Genomic DNA, 20047 nt, shown 5'->3' with positions numbered 1-20047 from the left:
CAACAATAAGAAGAACACACATGACTACAAACAGCGTAACACCTGGCTTTAGCAAGGCTATTTTGCATATTCTTCCCGCGTTAGATGTACAATTAGATGCTAATTTATGCCAGCAAATTCAAAAATTCCCAAGTGAAGGAAGACTGCCGATGGCGCTACAAGATGCGCTTTGGCAAGCTTTGACAGATTTAAATGACAATGAACTTGGTCTTAAAATAGCCTTAAGTTTAAAGCCCGATAGTTACGATATGCTCGGCTACTTACTATTTAGTTGTCCGACTCTAGGTGATGCTGTCGACAGCTTAATTGCCTATTCAGCCTTAATAGGTGAAGGTGGTAAGTTTAGTAAATCACATTCAAAAAATGGCTGGAAAGTCACTTTTGATGCCTTTTTTAGCACTCCTACAGCAATAAGGATAGAGGCAGTTCTTGCCTGTGTTGCCTGTGGCGCGAAATGGATCTCTGGTGCACCAATAAAGCCCAAGTTGGTTGCATTTACGCATTCTCAGCAAGGGAATATAGCAAGCTATCGCGCCATTTTTGGAGACGCCGAATTGCTTTTTAACACCAACGAAAATTACTTAATTTATCATGATGATGATTGGCAATTGCGACAACGTAACGTTAATCAAGCTGTGCAACAACAAATGCAATCACTGGCAGAGCAACAACTAAAGCAACTGCAACCACAGAGTTATGTTGATAAAGTCAGTGCAATTTTACTTAAGCAACCCAATTTAAAACGTGAACAAATAAGTAATTTATTGGCTGTGAGTGAAAGGCACTTAAATCGTAAGCTTGCTGAAAAAGGCTACTCATTTAAAAAGTTAAGTGATGAAGTTCGCTGTGAACTAGCCAAGAAGTTGATACGCCAAGGTAGTGCGAATCAAGCACACCTTGCTTTGTACTTTGGCTATGTAGATGAAAGTGCTTTTGCCAAAGCATTCAAACGTTGGACAGGGGTTGGCTTTAAAGAATACAAAAAAACACTAGAAAATGAATAGGTAAATGCTTGAACTTGCTCTTCAATGCGAAGCAATTGGATTAAACGAAAACCAATACTTATTCATCATTTATCTATTCAAACTACACGCTTCCTAATACTATAGTGTATAGTTACTCTTAGCACTTAACTTGCAAGGTTGTTGATGAGTAAATACATAAAACAAGTATTATGCGTGGTTGCGGGGGCGTTCTTTGCCCCGAAAACTGATGCCTCAGAACAACTCACTATTACCTGGTTTGAAAATGATGCTAAGCCTTTCTTTATCGAGAAAAGCAAAGCTAACCCCCATGGAGGGTTATGCAATGAAATTACAGATATGTTGATTGAAGCCTTACCCGAAATTAACCACAGCAAAGTGATATTACCGCAAAAGCGTGGCAGTAAATATCTCGCTGACGGGAAAATGGCATGCTATGCCTGTATGATCCATCGAGGTAAAAAAAATAATCATGTTACTTACTCAATCCCAACCACAGTGTACCCACCATTCAGTGTTTTAAGTACTGAAGAAAAATCATTAAAGATTAAACAAAAACATGGCGATCCAGTGCCACTAATCTCTTTATTCACTGATGCTAATTTTATTTATGGTCAAAATAGTGCGCGTAAGTTTGGCAGTAAATTAGATAAGATTGCGAAAAATACCAAACTCTACGAAAGTGCAGCACTAAGTGGTAACGGCAGTAGCCCAAATTTTGCTCTGCTATCACAGCTAGAACACGGCTACATTGATTACACTATTGATTACCCATTTGTTGCTGATTATTACAACCAGCAAAACCTACAGAATATTCAAAAACTCACCATCGTTAATCCAGCACAGAGTATTGTTTTTGGCGCCATTGGTTGCTCAACGAATGCGCCTAATCATTATGCCGAAAAAGTACTTGTACAGATTAATGAGGCGCTGAAAAACAAGGTGTTGCCAAGTGAGAGATACCAGCAAAGCCAACGAACTTGGCTCGAACAAAGCTTTCCTGAGTTTTCAACTTATTATCAGCGCTACATTTTAGACCCACTTACAGAGCCTGCCACTGATGAGATAGTAACTCCTGTTGACCATCCATAAGTGTTACAGCAAAGGTTGAATTAGCCGCGACTTTCCCTACCCCGGCAGGCGTGCCTGTCATAATTATATCGCCATCCTCTAAGTCCATAAATTCACTGATCTCAGCTAAAATTTGCTCAGCGTTAAACAACATTAGCTTTGTGTCACCTAGTTGAGTTTCTTTACCATCAATCTTTAGACTAAATTGATAATGCAAGCTGTCATTAACAGCGACAAATTCAGTAAACAATGCTGAGCCATTAAAGGCTTTTGCACGCTCCCAAGGTAGGCCTTTTTCTTTAAGTATGCTTTGTAGTTCACGTTTGGTTAAATCGAGGCCAAGTCCAACCGCTGCCAGTTGCTTGTTTTTAACTAAAAAACAAAGCTCAGTTTCGTAATGTAAAGCTTCACCTAAGTGTTCACTATTAAGCATATCTGTGATGGCACTATTTGGTTTTGCAAACAACACCATACTAGCGGGTGTTTCATTGTTAAGCTCTGCAATATGCGCTGCAAAATTACGACCAACACAAATAATTTTACTTGAGGTGAATACATCACCATTCCATTTTACTGATTGCACGCAACCTCCTCAATTTAACAAATGTAAAAGACTATATTTTTCTCATTCCAGCTTAAACCCGCAGGATTTGTACCTAAAAAACAGAAACTTACTTATAAAATATTTCTAATAATAACATAAGCATAGAAATTTACCCTGATCTTAACTCGTTATTTATATTGACGATTGTTTTACTTTCCAATAACGTAATGTAAGCGGTTACATTTATAAAATCGGGTTCGGCGATTTTTTTTGGAAAAAAATGTAAGCGCTTACAAAAAATAGACAACAACATTATTTAAAACCAAATCTGGAGATTTGCATGAACCACACACTTTTCAAGAAAAAGCAGCTTGCTATTAGCCTGTCTATGGCAATGGGTCTAAGCGCGCTAGTTCCTCACTCAGCTGTCGCCGAAGAACAGCCCGACAAAGCGAGTGATATTGAAGTAATACAAGTATCCGGTATTCGCGGAAGTCTTGTAAAATCAATGGATATCAAACGTCAATCTGCAGGTGTTGTTGATGCAATTACTTCAGAAGATATTGGTAAATTCCCAGATACCAACCTAGCTGAATCTTTACAACGTATTACCGGTGTGTCTATTGACCGAAGTAACGGTGAAGGTAGCAAAATTACAGTTCGTGGTTTTGGTCCTGAATTTAACTTAGTAACGCTTAACAATCGTCAAATGCCAACAACCGGTGGTCGTTCATTTGATTTTGGTGATATCGCAACTGAAAGTGTGAGTGGTGTTGAAGTATACAAAACAGCTCGCTCTGATATCCCTAGCGGTGGTATTGGTGCAACCGTTAATATCACCACTGCAAAACCTCTCTCTAATCCTGGCCTACACGCATCGATTGGCGCAAAAGCCGTTCACGATACATCAAACGAAACAGGTAGCGATGTAACACCTGAACTTTCAGGTATTTACAGCAACACATTCAACGATGACAAATTTGGTATCTTAATTTCAGGTTCAGTGCAAGAGCGTGATAACCGTGAACAATCAATGGCGGTTGATAACTGGATCCCAAATGTTGATATTTCATCATCTCCTGATTTAGCTGTCACAGATAACAACCAACGCGCTGATGGTGCTACTTGGTATCCGCAGAATGCTGGTTACGCGTTTTCTGACAATTCACGTAAACGTACCAATGGCCAACTTGTGCTGCAATATGCACCTAATGACCGTATTACAGCGACAGTCGATTACACGTATTCAAAGCTTGAGTTTGAAAAAGATGGTCGTAGCTTTGGTGTTTGGTTCAATAATGGCGGTAACGTAAGTGCTGCAACTATCAATGAAAACGGTACTTACACTCAAGTAACTGAGATTGGTGGTGACTACTCTACAAACTTAAATCGTGGCGCGACAACCAACGAAAATAAATCGCTTGGTTTAAACATTGATTGGCAAGTAACAGACAACTTAAACATTGAGTTTGATGCACACAACTCATCGGCAGAAAGTGCCGGTGTTGGTATTGGCCATGATGCATTTATGATCATCGGTAACACCTCATGTTCATGGTGTGAAAACCCAACCGTCAATATCGACGAAAAAATGGCTGACTTCAGCAAAGGCGAAATTCCGCTAATCGATATGACCTTAACTAATGGCCAAGCAGAAATTTTACCTAGCGACATGGGGACGCTTTTTGCCGGTGTAAACAAAGACACTAACACGAATGACCTTGACCAATATCAACTAAAAGGTACTTGGTATAATGAGGACAGCGGTGCTCTTTCGAGCATTAACTTTGGTATGTCACACACTAAAATCGACTTCCGCACCACGACTGCTTATTCAGGTCAGCTAGCTGCTGGTTGGTGGTTAAACTCTGCTGATTGGTACGATGACAGCATGTTCACTCGAGTAGATAGCTCAGGTTTGCTTGACGGTTTCTCTGGCGGTGGTAGCGATAAGCTATTAAATTACTATTATGATGCTGATTTTGATGACATCGTTGCGATTGCAGAAAGCATTGACTGTGATCACCCAGATGGCGGCATTGGTGCATGTAGCTGGCCTGCTGATGTAAATGGTATGGTGCAATCAGGTCCAATCGATGACGATCACCGTGTCAGCGAAGAAACAACAGCCGTATACGCACAAGCTAACTTCGAAACAGAGTTCAACGGTATGCCAGTGAACATCACTGCGGGTTTACGTTACGAATCAACGGATGTTACAGCAAACAGCTTAGAGCGCCCTGCTGTTGCAATGGAATGGGTTAACGGTAACGAGTGGTCATACATTTACGCTGATGAGCGCTCTTTCTCAAATGGTGAAGGTAGCAGCAAAGAGTTTTTACCTAGCATCGATATGAACATCGAGGTAGTTGAAGACGTCATCGCTCGTTTCTCTTACAGCCGAAGCCTTGCTCGCCCTCCAGTTGGCGCGCTTCGTTCAACAACGTCATTTTTAGGTAACCCTAAAGTTGGTCAACGAAAAGTTGCTGTAGGTAACCCAAACTTAAAACCTTATACCGCTGACAATATCGACCTATCACTTGAGTACTACTACGGTGAAGGCAGCTATGTATCAGCAGGTTACTACCGTAAGCAAGTTGATAACTTCTTAGTTAATATTACAACTGAAGAAACGATCGACGGCATTACTGACCCATTCATTGGTGATCGTGCAGAGCAAGCTCGTGAAGATTTAGCAGCTGCAGGTGAGCAACCATCTGACCAAGCAATTCACGATAAGATCAACGAAAACCAAGGTACAGAAGAAGGCACGTCTATCGTTGGTAACGATACAGATCCACTCGCAAGCTTCTTCATTTCGCGTGATAACAACGTTGAAACAGCAAATCTATGGGGCTGGGAACTGGCAGCTCAACATATGTTTGGTGATTCAGGTTTTGGTATTGCAGCCAACGCGACTTTCGTATTTGGTGATGTTGAAGCTGACCGAGATGCAATCGGCTATCAATTTGCTTTACCTGGTTTAAGTGATTCAGCTAACTTCTCAGCAATTTATGATTTAGACGGTTTATCAGCACGTATTTCTTATAACTGGCGTGATGAGTTCTTAACAGGCTTTGACCAACATGCTTCACCTATCTTTACTGAGTCTTACGGCCAGTGGGATATCAATGTGAACTACGCAGTTAATGAAAAACTAACGGTGTTTGTTGAAGGTCTAAATCTTACAGACGAAACGCAACGTACCTACGTTCGTTACTCAGAGCAGCTGTTACGTGCAAACCAATACGGTGCGCGCTATAACATCGGCTTCCGCTACTCGTTCTAGCATTTTGTTGTCAAAAAAGCCGCTCAACAGCGGCTTTTTTTTTTCGCAATTATGCTAGTTTGTCTATATAGCATTTTAGGTAGCCTTGAACATGCAACAGAATGAAGTAAAAAAAGTCGTCATTTTAGGTGGGGGTACTGCGGGTTGGTTATCTGCAGGCTTAATTGCTGCCCAACCCCACTTAACTCACAACGCACACATTACACTAATTGAATCGCCAGATATTGCCACTATAGGTGTTGGTGAAGGTACTTGGCCAACCATGCGACAAACCTTAAAAACCATCGGCATTAGCGAAAGTGAATTTATTCAACGCTGTGATGCGTCTTTTAAACAGGGTTCACGCTTTGATAGCTGGTGCGACGATGAAGGCGACGCACATTATTATCACCCATTCAGCTTACCGGTGGCTTATCAGCAATTAAATATTGCACCTTACTGGTTTGCCAACAAAGATGCCGTGAGTTTTAGTCACGCAGTGGCAAGCCAAACCTACTTGTGCGATCACCATAAAGCGCCGAAAAACCACTTACATAGCGCCTATCAAGGTGAAGCAAACTATGGCTATCATTTAGATGCTGGTAAGTTTGCCATACTGCTGCAACAGCACTGCACTACAAAACTAAAAGTTGAGCATATCGTCAGCCATGTTGAAAGCATCAATAGTGATGAGGATGGCTATATTAGTTCATTACAAACACACGATCATGGCGCTATCACGGGTGATATATTTATTGATTGCTCTGGCACCCACGCAAAGCTGTTACATCAGCATTACGGTATCGAACTAATCGAGCAACAAGATGTGCTATTTAACGACCGAGCAGTTGCCGTTCAGGTACCTTATTTAAACCCGCAACAAGAGATTCTTTCTTATACCAAAGCCACTGCTCAAGATGCGGGTTGGATTTGGGATATTGGCCTACAAAGCCGCCGTGGTCTTGGTATGGTGTACTCAAGCCGCTTTGCCAGTAGCGAAGATGCGAAACATGCACTTAGCCAATACATTGCAAAAACCCAGCCTGGCACAGAACAAAGTGAATTGACATTTCGTGAAATCAGTTTTAACCCCGGCTATAGACGCCGTTTTTGGTATAAAAACTGTTTAGCTATTGGTATGTCTGCAGGCTTTATTGAACCACTTGAAGCCTCAGCGTTAGTCATGGTGGAACTTGGTCTTAATAATTTACTTGCCAATTTCCCCACTCATCGTGCTGCAATGCCGACACTGGCAAAGCGTTTTGATGAGCAATGCCATTATCGCTGGCAACGTATCATTGAGTTTTTAAAGCTGCATTATGTGCTGTCAAAGCGCACTAGCCCCTATTGGCAAGCTCATAAAGAGGCAAACTCAATCCCTGTGCAGCTGCAAGAAAACTTAGCTCTTTGGCAATATCAAAGCCCGTGGCTAAACGACTTTGACCGCACTCAAGAGGTCTTCTCTGCGGCCAGTTACCAGTATGTACTTTATGGTATGAAACAACTACCACAATTCCCTGTACTTGCAATGCCAACGGCTATTATTGAGCACTTTAGTGCTAACCAACAACAAGCCAAACGCGGATTACAACAACTACCAACTAACCGCGAGCTGTTAAATCATATTCAGCAATTTGGCATACAACCTATTTAATCTCAGCATTAGGAGGCCCAATGGCCAATCATGTATTACTTGATAACATCAGCCATAAAGACCTAAAAGTCATCACCACACGCGGTGCTAACTGGGGCGATAATATTAGCTGCGCTACCGTATTTCCAAGTGAATTTGCTAAAGTCCAAGCAAATCAACCTATCGTATTTCGTAAGCACCCTCAAACAGGTCAATTCGAAGCCTTAGCTTTATTTGGTTTTGAAAATGGCGAGAACTTACTGCTTAACGAACAAGGTGAATTACAGCTGAGTTACTTACCACTGAGTATGCAGCGCCAGCCATTTTTAATTGGTCAACAAACTCAGTATAACAATGGCATTCCTGAGCAATCACTGGTGGTACATATTGATTTAGATAGCCCACGCATAAGCACACGCGATGGCGAAGCAATTTTTCTTGAACATGGTGGTAATAGCGATTATTTAAACCATATTGCTCAAGTACTTAACGCGTTACATCAAGAACATCAAACAATTAACCACTTTTTTGAGCGTTTACTTAGCGTTAATTTACTCGAATCTTTCAGTATTGAATATGCGGATAAAAATGGCGAAAAAGTCACAGTGAACGGCTTTTATACCATTAACCAACAGGTACTACACGATTTAACCGCTGAGCAACTTAAGCAGTTACAACAGCAAGGTGACTTGCAGGCTATTTATATGGTGTTGGCATCAATGGAAAAAATCCCTCATTTGCTTAATAGAAAATGGGCTCAGCAGTAATGTTTGCGGCTGCGCCAATAAAAGAATGCCAGGCTTCAAGCATTGCTGATCTTAAACCTTTTTTAGCTGAGCTTACTGAACCACTGGTAATAAGAGATCTCTGTGCTGATTGGCCCCAAGTGATTGCAGCTAAACAAGGCTCTAAAAGCGCTTTAGACTATCTTTTAGGTCTTGCCAATAATGCTCCGGTGCGAAGCTTTAGTAGCGAGGCAATTCATCATGGTCGGTATTTTTATAACGCTGATTTATCGGGGCTTAATTTTTCACAGCACGCCGATAGTCTTCAGGCTGTATTGCAAAAACTAGCATTAAAACTGTCGCAAACCGATAATGATTCGTTGTATATGGGTTCCACTGCAGTAGAGTATTGCGCTCCGGGCTTTAGCCTTGAGAACCCATTAATAGTGACCGATTATAATTGCCTTACAAGCCTCTGGGTGGGGAATCATAGCCAGATTGCGGCTCACTATGACAATGCCGATAACCTAGCTTGTGTTGCAGCTGGTGAACGCACTTTTACTCTAATGCCAACCGATCAGGTCAATAACCTTTACGTTGGCCCGCTGGAGTTTACACCTGCTGGACAAGCAATTAGCTTAGTTGATTTTAGTAACCCAGATTTGAGCCGTTTTCCACGTTTTAAAGAGGCTCTTTCAAAGGCTCAATCAGCTACCCTTACCCCTGGCGATGCTATCTATATACCTGCTCTATGGTGGCATCAGGTTAGCGCGACCAGTCCATTTAATGTATTAGTAAACTATTGGTGGCGACAAGCCCCAGAGTATTTGGCAAACCCATTTGATGCCATGCTGCACAGTATGTTGGCGATTAAAGACTTACCAAACGAGCACAAGCAGAAATGGCAGCAACTATTTAATCATTATGTCTTTGCTGATGATGTGGATTTAGCAAGCCATGTAGCTGAGCCTGTACAAGGGATATTAGCAGATATCGACGAAATAACAGCGAGAAGGTTAAGACAGCTATTACTACAAAAGCTCAACCGATAGAATGAACCAAAAGCCAGCTGATACAACGAGTTCGGCGATGTATCTGCAGGCTTTTGGCTCATAATTTACTTACCCTTTATTTGTACTGCAGATGGCTGTGTAGTTGCACAACCAATGCCTGTTTCAATATTTTTACTACATTGAAAAACACGTACATAATCGACCAGCATTTGCTTAGGGTAACCCGCAAAATCAACGCCTTTGTCATTCACATTTGCAGGCCAGTTTCCGCCTACAGCAAAGTTAAGGAGTAAGTGAAAACGCTGATCAAATGGAGCAAACCCCTTATTTTCTATAAACGAGCCGTCTTGTTGTTGTGATGTTGAATACCAATGGTCGTGGTGAAATGTCGCATAATGAACATCATCAACATACCAACGAATTTCATCTTGTTGCCATTCAAGGGCATAAACATGAAAATTATCAGCCGGGTTATCTGCTTCGCTGAAACGATAAGGCGTACCACTGTAGACATTTTCTGGCGCAGGACCACCGTAATGCAAAGTGCCGTGTACGCGTGTCTCAAGGCTACCTGTTGGCGCTGTTTTGTCATCAGTAAGGGTCTTTAGATTCACCGCTTCCATGATGTCTATTTCGCCTGAAGATGCCCAGCGGCCATAATGCCAATCAGTAGGTAACATCCAAATCGCAGGCCACGCCCCTTGTCCTGCAGGCAATTTAGCGCGAATTTCAAAACGGCCATATCGCCAATCAGCTAAGTTTTTAGTACGTAAACGTGCAGAAGTAAAAGGCTGTGTTGCCACCTTTTCTCGCTCAGCATCGCTGCTTACTTCATCGCGATTATGTAAAGGCCCAGTGTATTGCTCTTGCCGAGCAACAATATGCAATAAGCCATTTTTGACAAAACTGTTTTCACTTCGTGCGGTGTAGCATTGCTGCTCATCATTACCGCCACCTCGACAATTGACTTCATGTTGCCACTTAGCCAAATCAAGAGTATTTTGTGAAAATTCATCTTGCCAAACTAACTGCCATCCATCACCTAAGCTAGCTTTGACAGGCTCAGCAGTTTGCTGACAGGCGCTAAGTACACCTGTTAGCAAAATAACGACATATGGTTTTACTGACATGAGACTGAAGAGTCCTGCGTGTGTGAGCTACTTAATGATAATTTAGCAATTGATACTTGCCATGCACCTTCAGTAGCTAACTGCCACGGTGAGAACACTTGCCCAAGCTGCACACCTTGTTCAGCAAAGCAGCTCAAATCAACGGTTAGCGTCTGCCAATCACTTGTACCTTTAACTTGTTTGCTAATATCAAATTGACCGTCACAGTTTTCACCACACTGCATACCTAGCATTAACGGCGCATCAGCAGCTTGATCTACTTTAATTTGCATTTCTAACTGACCAGCTTTTTCAACGTATGAGCGCAGATCCGACGGGAACGCCGCCATTAAACGAACAGCAGCTGCTTCCTTACCATTAAAGCTGATTGCGCGCGCATCTTCTTGCACGTCTTTATCAAAGGTTTTTACGCTAACAGCATTTAATGCTGCACGGCTGCTGGTCATAGCTTGCAGCTCAGAACCACTTTGCAACTGTAGTGACCATGGTGCTTTTACGGCACGTTCAAATAATACTAAGTCTTCTAATTTAGCAGAAACTTGTGATTTTTCGCTCAGGTCATCCGCTAATGTATTTTTATCTTGATAAGTTAAACCAAAGCCATAAGGCAGTAGTGGCGCATAATCTTTATCACCACGATTTTGGTTACCTACAGGATTATTTGGCCATGAAAAAGATAACTTACCTTTAAAGTCATGATTGATAGAGCCATCTTGCTTTTTAAAGATAACATCGCTAATTGCATCACCTTCGCTACCAGGTAACCAAGTTGCAACAAACGCATCACTAGCATTAAGCTCAGCATTCACCCACATTGGGCGACCACTAATAAATAGTGACACCACAGGAATACCCGCATCTTTTAACTTTTTAAGAAGTGCTAAATCAGTTTTATTACCGCGTTGATATTCAAGGTTATCTAAATCACCATTGCCTTCTGCATACGGCTGCTCACCAAATACTACAATCGCAACATCTGGCTTAGTCTCAAAGGCACCATTTTCATCGTATTGAACTTGCCCACCGGCTTGCTCAACGGTTGCTTTAATGCCATCAAAAATAGAGCTACCACCCGGGAAGTCACTATTTTCATTGCCTGTGCCTTGCCATGTAATCGTCCAGCCACCAGACTGCATGCCAATGTTATCAGCACCCTGACCTGCAACTAATACATTTGTATTTGGTGATAGAGGTAATAACGCTTGCTTATTTTTCAAAAGCACCAATGATTCACGTACCGCTTGTTTTGCAATTGCACGATGCTCAGCACTGCCAATAATCTCTGTTTTACCAGAAAGCGGACGCTTAGCTGGGCTTGGTTTATCAAACAAACCAGCGCGCATTTTTACACGTAAGATACGCGTTACCGCATCATCAATTCGGCTTTGCGCAATTTCACCACTTTTCACTTGCTTGATGAGGTTTTCGTATAGTGGTTTCCATGCATCTGTCGGAACCATATACACATCAAGGCCCGCATTTGCGGCTTGTGCACAATTGCCATTAGTACACCCCGGAATTTGACCGTGGCCGTTCCAGTCACCGACAACAAAACCGTCAAAGCCCATTTTGCCTTTTAACACGTCGGTAAGTAGATATTTGCTGCCGTGAATTTTTTCACCATTCCAGCTGTTAAATGACGCCATCACGGTTTGTGCACCCGCACCTAAGCCACCAACATAACCTTGCGCATGAATATCAAATAACTCTTGCTCTGATGCCGTGTTATTACCTTGGTCATCACCACCTTCGGTACCGCCATCGCCTAAAAAGTGTTTAACAGTGCTAATTACGCGCTTATCAGATAAGAAATCGTCATCAACCGCGCCTTGCAAACCTCTAACGATAGCTGCTGAGTAAGATTTAACAATTTCAGGGTCTTCAGAGTAGCCCTCGTAAGTTCGACCCCAGCGGTCATCACGCACAACAGCCACAGTTGGCGCGAACACCCAGTCGATACCAGTTACCATCACTTCTTGCGCTGTAGCAGCTGCAATTTTTTCGATTAGCTCAGGGTTATTTGTCGCACCCAAGCCAATGTTATGTGGGAATAATGTCGCACCAATAACGTTGTTATGACCATGTACTGCATCGGTGCCCCACATGGTAGGTATAGAGCTACCATCGAGCGAGTCATCTATAGAGGCTTGATACATTTTCTCAGCAAGGTCAATCCAGTCAGCGGCGCTGGCATGTTTGTCATTGTTAGGGAATGCTCCACCACCATTAAGATAAGAACCAAAGCCATATTTACGCATATCTTCAACGGTAATATCGCGAATTTCTGGCTGGATCATTTGAGCAATTTTTTGCTCTAGAGTCATATTTGTGAGTATTTTCGCAATTTTTGCTTCCATCTCTGGATTTGCTGCAATACCTGTTTCGATGTTTGGCCAAATTTCTTGCTCAGCGTTCACGTGTGTAACCTTGTCTTGCCCACTACAACCTAGCATGCTGACGCTTGCCATCATTAACGAACAGAGAGTGAATGTTTTTTTCAATTTCATTTTTTTCACCTATGATGATTGCTGAGTCTGAGTCGATACTTTTGAGCCAACCAGCGCAAAGTAAGTAATGTATAAGTAACATGCAATTGGTAAAAATAGCGCCATTTGCACACCAATAGAATCCGCTAAAATACCTTGTAATAGAGGAATAATTGCACCACCCACAATCGCTAAACATAAAATGCCTGAGCCTTTAGAGGTGTATTTACCAAGACCATGTAGCGCTAGGCTGAAAATCGTTGGGAACATAATCGAATTGCATAGACCCACGAGTAAAATTGCCCACATAGCAAGGCTTCCCTCACCCGTCATGGCAATCACAACAAGCATTACGGCAAGTAAGCCATGACATGCTAATACCTTACCTGCATTAAATTTTTGCATTACAGCCGCACCAATAAAGCGACCAACCATGGCTCCTGCGAAATAATAACTAATATAATGAGCGGCCTCTTTTTCTGCTAAACCCGCAATATTATCAAGGGTCAAAAAGCCCACTAAGAAGCTACCAATTGCCACTTCTGCGCCCACATACACAAAGATACCTACGGCGCCTAAAATTAAATGGCGATAACGCCAAACACTGCCTAAATCAACAAAGTCTTCTAAATCTTGATGAGCCGCTTCACTGTCACTTTCTTTACCTAGTTTTGGTAGCTTTAAAAATGCGAAGATAACGGCAAGTATTAATAAGCTTAACGACAACATTAAATAAGGTAGCTTCACTTCTTCTGCCGTGGCTTGGCTAATTTCAGATAGAATCAACCAACCACCAAAAATTGGCGCAACCGTCGTTCCTAATGAGTTAAATGCTTGTGTCATAGTCAAACGTGAAGAGGCTGTCTTTTGCGGACCAAGTACGCTTACGTAAGGATTTGCAGATACTTGTAAAATAGTGATACCTGATGCCAGTACAAACAAGGCCAGTAAAAATAGCTCATAAACATGGGCAACAGCGGCAGGGTAAAATAGTGCACAACCAACGGATGCAACCACCAAACCCACAACAATACCAAGCTGATAGCCAATTCGACTGACCAACTTACCTGCCGGAATTGACATCACAAAATACGCACCAAAGAAGCAAAATTGGATGAGCATAGCCTGCGTATAGTTAAGTGAAAACATACCTTTTAAGTAAGGGATTAATATGTCATTTAGACAAGTTATAAATCCCCACATAAAAAATAATGTGGTCAATGATGCCAGTGCGAAGTGTTGCTTTGGCATATCTGCTTGGCTTGAAGCAGCCGAAACAGGAGTTGATACATGAGCCATAATTTTCTTCTCTAGTTAATTATATTTATCAGTTTGTTACAGCAAAATTTGGTACTTAATCACTAACAACAAATAGCGAAATATGTTGCAACATTAAATGTAAGCGCTTACATTTATAACATATTAATCATATTTAGCAATTTATTTGCGGAAAAATTGTAAGCGCTTACAGCCGAGTCTAAACTCTAATCAGCTAAGTCTTACACTAACCCGAAGGACGCGTATCAACTGTGCATAAATCAATTTCACTGTTACCTGATTCACCTTTACTCAAACCCGAGTTCACTTTCGGTGTTGCAACAGCCTCATTTCAGATTGAAGGTGCACGCGAGCAACGCCTCGATTGTATCTGGGATACATTTTGTGAAAAGCCTGGAACCATCGCAGACCAAAGTCATGGTAATGTAGCTTGTGACCATGTTGCTCGTTGGCAGCAAGATGTCGAGATGATTGTAGACTTGAGCGTAGATGCTTACCGCTTATCTATTTCGTGGCCTAGAGTCATGCTTCAAGATGGCTCGGTAAACGAGCAAGGAATGGCGTTTTATGTTCAGTTATTAACAGCTTTAAAAGCACGTAATATTAAAACCTATGTTACTTTATATCACTGGGATTTACCCCAATACCTTGAAGATAATGGTGGCTGGTTAAATCGTGAAACGGCCTATAAATTCAAAGAATATGCCGAACTTGTGACTCGCCATTTGGGTCACCTGGTTGATTCATTTGCAACCTTGAACGAGCCTTTTTGTAGTGCCTATTTGGGTTATGAGGTGGGTGTACATGCACCTGGTATTAAATCACAACAGGCAGGTCGTCAAGCAGCTCATCACTTATTGCTTGCTCATGGCCTTGCCATGCAAGTATTACGTAAAAACTGCCCAGAAACAGAAGCGGGTATCGTATTAAACTTCAGCCCGACCTACCCTTTAACAGCCGATGATATAAAAGCCGCAGAACTTGCTGATCAGTACCATAATCAATGGTATATCAAAGCTGTTTTAGAAGGCGCTTACCCATCTTTATTTAATGATTTAGCTGATGAAGTTAAGCCCACTATTGTTGCTGGCGATATGGCGATAATTAGCCAAGCCGTCGACTTTATTGGCGTTAACTACTATACCCGCATACACTACAAAAATACCGCTGATGGCTGGTTTGAAGAAGCAAGCCTTGCGGGTGTACGTGTTACAGATATGGGCTGGGAAGTTTACCCACAAGGTTTAACTGAGCTTTTGGTATCACTGCATCAGCAATATGATTTGCCAAAAATGTATATCACTGAGAATGGCGCAGCCATGGCCGACACGTTAGAAAACGGTGAAGTGAACGACATTGAACGTGTAGATTATTATCATACCCACTTAAATGCGGTTTGTGATGCAATTCGCCAAGGCGTCGATATTCAAGGCTACTTTGCGTGGAGCTTAATGGACAACTTTGAATGGGCGTATGGCTACGAAAAGCGCTTTGGATTAGTTTATATTGATTATCAAAACCAACAACGCATTTTAAAAGAAAGCGCAAAACAATATCGCACACTACTTAAACAGCGATAAAAATAACAACAATCGAGAACACACATGCTGACTAAAAGAGAAAAAATAGCCTACGGATTAGGCGACACAGCAAGTAATATCATCTTTCAAACGGTGATGTTATTTTTAACTTTTTTCTATACTGATATCTTTGGTATTTCACCCGCTATTGTTGGCACCTTGTTTTTAGTGGTGAGAGTCGTTGATGCAATTACTGACCCATTGATGGGGGCTTTAACTGATTCAACCCGTACTAAGTGGGGAAGTTATCGTCCCTACTTACTCTGGCTTGCCCTACCATTCGGGGTGATCAGTATGATCACCTTCACCACGCCAAACCTACCTGAGTCAGGTAAAGTAATATACGCTTTTGTTACTTACACTTTACTGATGCTGGTTTATACCGCTATTAATATTCCTTACTCAGCGTTAGGGGGAGTATTAAGTGGCGACCCTAAAGAGCGAGTATCTATTCAGTCTTATCGATTTGTATTTGGCATGCTCGGCGGCTTAATTGTCAGCGCCTGTACTTTGCCTTTAGTCAACTGGCTTGGAAAAGGTGACAACGCCACAGGCTATCAACTCACTATGGCCTTGATGAGTGGCTTAGGCGTCATTCTATTTTTAATTTGTTTTCGCTTTACCAAAGAACGCGTTGCGGCTCATAACAGCTCATCATTAAGCTGGAAAAACCGCATGAGCACGCTTTGGCAAAATGGCCCGTTTAAGGTGTTGTGCTTTGCTGCATTTATGCTGTTAACCAGTATGGTATTACGTACAACCCTTGCCATTTACTATGTAAAATATGTACTTGGTGAAGCCGAGCTAGTCACTTATTTTGTTACCATCGGTATGATAGGTAACATTCTTGGTTGTGCTTGTGCGAACCCACTGAGTAAACGAGTTGATAAGAAAACCGCCTATATTCGTTTGCAATATATCTCTGCAGCAATTAGTTGCGTGGCATTTTGGTTGCCTGGCGAGCAGCTGATACTTGCCTTTGTGGTGTACTTTTTATGGTGTTTTTTCACGCAAATGGCGACCCCTTTATTGTGGGCAAAAATGGCTGACACCATAGATTATGGGCAATGGAAAACTGGTGAAAGACTGACAGGCCTTGTTTACGCGAGCGTAGTATTTTTTATTAAGCTTGGTCTTGCCCTTGGTGGTGCAATTGCAGGTTGGTTACTCGCATTTTATGGCTATGAAGCAAATACCGAACTGAGTGAGCAGACACTTTCGGGTATCTTAATTTCATTTACCCTTTACCCTGCAATAGGTAGTATGCTTGTCGCTTTTATCATGAAAAGGTATATTCTTGATAATCAAACAGTTGAGCAGATCAGTGCCGACTTATCGTTAAAGCAGCATCCATAACTTTGTTTAGTAAGGAATAACATGGCCACCATTTATGAGGTGTCGAAACTTGCAGGTGTTTCCCTTGCAACCGTTTCACGAGTAATGAACAACAATGCAAATGTCAGTGATGCCACCCGTAAAAAGGTCACTGCTGCAATGGATAAACTTGGCTATAGACCTAATTCAATTGCTCAGTCATTGGCATCAAATTGCTCTAACAGTGTTGGCTTATTGGTCTCTGAATTACAAGGTCCATTCTACGGGCCTATGATGAGTGGCATTGAAGATACCTTTCGTAATCAAGGCAAACATCTCATTATTGCTGCTGGTCATAGTGATGAAGAACGCGAAAAACAAGGCATTGAATTTCTGATTAGTCGTAATTGCGATGGACTTATTTTGCATGTTGAAGCAGTTAGCGACGAGTATCTTATTAAACTCAGTAAAGGTCGAACTCCCTTTGTATTGATCAACCGCTATATCAGTGAACTCAGTGACCGCTGTATTCTGCTTAACAATATCAAAGGTGGTTATTTAGCTGCTAAACATGTTTTAGAGCATGGTCATAAAAAAATTGCCTACATCAGCGGGCCTCTTTGGAAACAAGATGCCAAAGACCGCCTAGAAGGACATAAGCAAGCACTACATGAGTTTAACCTTGAGTTTGATGAAAACTTATTATTCCAAGGTGATTTTATGGAAGAGAGCGGCTATGAAGGATTAAAAGCCCTTCATCAACAAACGCATCCTTTCACTGCTTTGATATGTGCCAATGATGAAATGGCGGTTGGTGCCATGGCAAGTGCTAGAGATTTAGGTTTAACTTTACCTAAGCAATTATCGATTATGGGTTACGATAACGTGTTTTTCACCCGCCATGTTTACCCACAATTGACCACGGTTAACTACCCAATAGATGAAATGGGTCGTATGGCAGCGGACTGGGTGTTAAATCATGTTTATCAAAAACAAACCCCACCGCTACAAACATTATTTGAACCTGAGCTAGTAGTTAGGCATTCAATTAGCTGTCAATAAGCTCTGATAACAAGCCAAGATTAATCGGCTTTAAGAGGACTTGCTCAATCTCAAGAGGTTCGATTTTTTTAGGCTCTGGCTCTGCGCCACTAACAATAACTAACTTTAAGTTAGGGTGGCGCTGTTTAATTTCGCTTGCTAAATCAAGGCCTTCACCATCTGGCAAGTGCATGTCGAGTAAGACTTTATCAAAGTTTTGATCGTCTTTGAGTGTCGCAAGACACGCAACACAGTTTGGTGCTATTACCGTTTCAACACCTAAACTTTCAAGCAATAACTGAGTGATTTGCGCCGCATCACTGTCATCTTCCACCAATAAATAGCGAGTGCTCTGTATGGTCATTTCAGGGCTGTCATCTTGCTCAACCACAGGTTCAGTTTTACCTTCGCAAATATAATGATTTAGCACTTGGTAAAGCAACCCAGCATCAACAGGTTTTGCAATCATATCGTTAAAGCCAAGCGCACTTAATTCTGTTTTCACCCCTTTCATAGTGGCGGCGGTGAGGGCAATAATGGGCCCTTGATAACCCATTTTGCGAAGCTCAATAGTGGCTTCTTTGCCACCCATAACGGGCATATGCAAATCAATAAATACTATATCAAAAGGCTTACCTGCTTGCTCTGCATTAGCTACTTTTTCAATCGCTTGTTTACCGTTTTCTGCATATTCTACTTCTGCGCCAGTACTGGTGATCATATGACCAACCAGATTGCGTAAATCTTTTAGGTCGTCTACCACTAATACCCGCCCACTTGTTTTAAGCGTGGTTAGTTTTTGCTGAAAATCTGGGTTTGAATCAAAGCGAAGTACTTGGCGTTCAATATCTCGAATGTTGCCAGGGTAAATAGAAAGAGTAAACTCTGAGCCCACGCCTTGGGTTGACTCAAGTTCAATACTGCCTTGCATACGGCTCAGTAGTTCTGAACAAATTGCAAGGCCAAGCCCTGCTCCCCCCACATCTCGGGATTCAACATCAGCAATTTGTTCAAATGGCTTAAATATCAATGCTTGTTTTTCTGCTGGAATACCTAAGCCTGTATCTTTAATGCTAAAAAACAGCATTTCACGCTCCTGGACCCAAGCAGTCCAAGCACGAACGGTAATTTCACCTTGGTTAGTAAACTTAATAGCATTATTAATGATGTTAATTAGAATTTGGCGCAACCGAGTAGCATCGGTATTGATCACTAGAGGTAGTGCCTGTTGTGACTCAAAATTAAGAGTTAAGCCTTTATCAAGCGCTGAGACACGCATTAGGGTATAAACATCAGTCATTAAACTATCTAAATTGACATCACAGCAGTTTAGTTCAAGTTTATCAGCCGCTATTTTTGATAGGTCGAGGACATCATTGAGTAAGCTCAATAAGTGCTTACCATTTCTATAAATCACGCTCAACTCATTTTGGGCATGTAGATTTTTATCGCTGTGCATGAGTAACTCAGTGTAACCCAAGATGGATGACAATGGTGTACGTAACTCATGACTTAAATGTGCCAAGAAGCGGTCTTTAGAACGGTTTTCTGCTTCGGCTTTTAAGCGCTCTACACGTTCATCTTCAACATCTCGGCGAGCTAAAGCATAACGAATAGCACGGGCAAAGCGGCTAGAGTTCATCTCACTCTTGACAAGATAATCAACCGCACCAGCATCAAGCGCTGCAGAATCGAGAGCTTCATCAGATTGCCCTGTCAGCATAATAATCGGACCGCGAAAACCGTTATCAACGGCCCGTTTCAGCACTTCTAAACCATCAGAGGCGCCTAAGCGATAATCTAACAAACAAATATCATGCTTGTTTTCGCTAAGCACACTAATGGCTTGTTCTGGGCAGCTTAACCACTCAACATCGAATGTATGGGAACCTAATTGTTCTAGGTAGTCGCAGGTGAGAATATAGTCATCTTCATCGTCTTCTACTAAGAGTAATCGGGTTACCTTATCTAACATTCTGGC

The 20047-nt window shown here is 41.9% G+C and carries 14 protein-coding genes; 9 read left to right on the top strand and 5 right to left on the bottom strand.

The annotated features are described in order from the left end of the window. Nucleotides 1–20 precede the first annotated feature (20 nt). Both QUE86_RS11260 and QUE86_RS11255 read left to right on the top strand, forming a co-directional pair. Entirely contained in the window at nucleotides 21–1004 is a 984-nt protein-coding gene (locus tag QUE86_RS11260; RefSeq protein ID WP_286257256.1) for an AraC family transcriptional regulator, read from the top strand. 144 nt (nucleotides 1005–1148) lie between these two features. Beyond that, on the top strand, nucleotides 1149–2075 hold the full coding sequence (locus tag QUE86_RS11255; RefSeq protein ID WP_130049581.1) for an ABC transporter substrate-binding protein: 927 nt from the start codon (nucleotides 1149–1151) through the stop codon (nucleotides 2073–2075). On the opposite strand, the gene QUE86_RS11250 is transcribed toward QUE86_RS11255, so the two are convergent. Next, nucleotides 2026–2637 (bottom strand): fumarylacetoacetate hydrolase family protein, encoded by a 612-nt coding sequence (locus QUE86_RS11250; protein ID WP_130049582.1) that lies wholly within the window; start codon nucleotides 2635–2637, stop codon nucleotides 2026–2028. The two genes, QUE86_RS11255 and QUE86_RS11250, sit on opposite strands and share 50 nt — an antisense overlap. Before the next feature lie 301 nt (nucleotides 2638–2938). Here QUE86_RS11250 and QUE86_RS11245 point away from each other — a divergent pair, with 301 nt between their 5' ends. The 4 genes from QUE86_RS11245 to QUE86_RS11230 all read left to right on the top strand — a co-directional run bounded on the left by QUE86_RS11245 (nucleotide 2939) and on the right by QUE86_RS11230 (nucleotide 9276). Beyond that, entirely contained in the window at nucleotides 2939–5887 is a 2949-nt protein-coding gene (locus tag QUE86_RS11245) for a TonB-dependent receptor (protein WP_286257252.1), read from the top strand. A 91-nt stretch (nucleotides 5888–5978) separates the two neighbouring features. Further along, nucleotides 5979–7520 carry a tryptophan halogenase family protein gene (locus QUE86_RS11240; RefSeq protein WP_286257250.1) on the top strand — a complete coding sequence of 514 codons (1542 nt, stop codon included), beginning with the start codon at nucleotides 5979–5981 and terminating at the stop codon, nucleotides 7518–7520. Nucleotides 7521–7540: 20 nt separating this feature from the next. After that, a complete protein-coding gene (locus QUE86_RS11235; protein WP_178926635.1) occupies nucleotides 7541–8266 on the top strand; it encodes a SapC family protein in 726 nt (241 codons plus the stop codon). Beyond that, nucleotides 8266–9276 (top strand): cupin-like domain-containing protein, encoded by a 1011-nt coding sequence (locus QUE86_RS11230; protein WP_167658158.1) that lies wholly within the window; start codon nucleotides 8266–8268, stop codon nucleotides 9274–9276. Before QUE86_RS11235 ends, QUE86_RS11230 begins: the two co-directional genes overlap by 1 nt. Nucleotides 9277–9341: 65 nt before the next feature. Here the strand turns inward: QUE86_RS11230 and QUE86_RS11225 are convergent, their stop codons facing one another. Genes QUE86_RS11225 through QUE86_RS11215 form a run of 3 tightly spaced genes read right to left on the bottom strand, consistent with a single transcriptional unit; the run spans nucleotide 9342 to nucleotide 14152 of the window. Then, nucleotides 9342–10367 carry a glycoside hydrolase family 16 protein gene (locus QUE86_RS11225; RefSeq protein ID WP_239976886.1) on the bottom strand — a complete coding sequence of 342 codons (1026 nt, stop codon included), beginning with the start codon at nucleotides 10365–10367 and terminating at the stop codon, nucleotides 9342–9344. Continuing rightward, complete coding sequence (locus tag QUE86_RS11220; protein ID WP_250661701.1) at nucleotides 10358–12874, bottom strand: glycoside hydrolase family 3 protein; 2517 nt, start codon at nucleotides 12872–12874, stop codon at nucleotides 10358–10360. Before QUE86_RS11220 ends, QUE86_RS11225 begins: the two co-directional genes overlap by 10 nt. A gap of 9 nt (nucleotides 12875–12883) precedes the next feature. Beyond that, on the bottom strand, nucleotides 12884–14152 hold the full coding sequence (locus QUE86_RS11215) for a sugar MFS transporter (RefSeq protein ID WP_130049588.1): 1269 nt from the start codon (nucleotides 14150–14152) through the stop codon (nucleotides 12884–12886). A 230-nt stretch (nucleotides 14153–14382) separates the two neighbouring features. Between QUE86_RS11215 and QUE86_RS11210 the strand changes: the two genes are divergently transcribed. From QUE86_RS11210 to QUE86_RS11200, 3 genes are read left to right on the top strand one after another with little or no spacing between them, the layout of a single operon-like run. Then, the gene (locus QUE86_RS11210; RefSeq protein ID WP_167658161.1) at nucleotides 14383–15711 is read left to right on the top strand and encodes a GH1 family beta-glucosidase; all 1329 of its coding nucleotides are present in this window, start codon (nucleotides 14383–14385) and stop codon (nucleotides 15709–15711) included. 24 nt (nucleotides 15712–15735) lie between these two features. Next, the gene (locus tag QUE86_RS11205) at nucleotides 15736–17067 is read left to right on the top strand and encodes a glycoside-pentoside-hexuronide (GPH):cation symporter (protein ID WP_130049590.1); all 1332 of its coding nucleotides are present in this window, start codon (nucleotides 15736–15738) and stop codon (nucleotides 17065–17067) included. A gap of 21 nt (nucleotides 17068–17088) precedes the next feature. Beyond that, complete coding sequence (locus QUE86_RS11200) at nucleotides 17089–18087, top strand: LacI family DNA-binding transcriptional regulator (protein WP_130049591.1); 999 nt, start codon at nucleotides 17089–17091, stop codon at nucleotides 18085–18087. Here the strand turns inward: QUE86_RS11200 and QUE86_RS11195 are convergent. Further along, a complete protein-coding gene (locus QUE86_RS11195; protein WP_178926631.1) occupies nucleotides 18074–20041 on the bottom strand; it encodes a response regulator in 1968 nt (655 codons plus the stop codon). The genes QUE86_RS11200 and QUE86_RS11195 overlap by 14 nt on opposite strands. Between the last annotated feature and the right edge of the window lie 6 nt (nucleotides 20042–20047).

It is taken from the genome of Pseudoalteromonas apostichopi (assembly GCF_030297135.1).
Classification (GTDB): domain Bacteria; phylum Pseudomonadota; class Gammaproteobacteria; order Enterobacterales; family Alteromonadaceae; genus Pseudoalteromonas; species Pseudoalteromonas apostichopi.
Note: the sequence above shows the minus strand (reverse complement) of the source record. Positions and strands in the feature narration are given on the sequence as shown.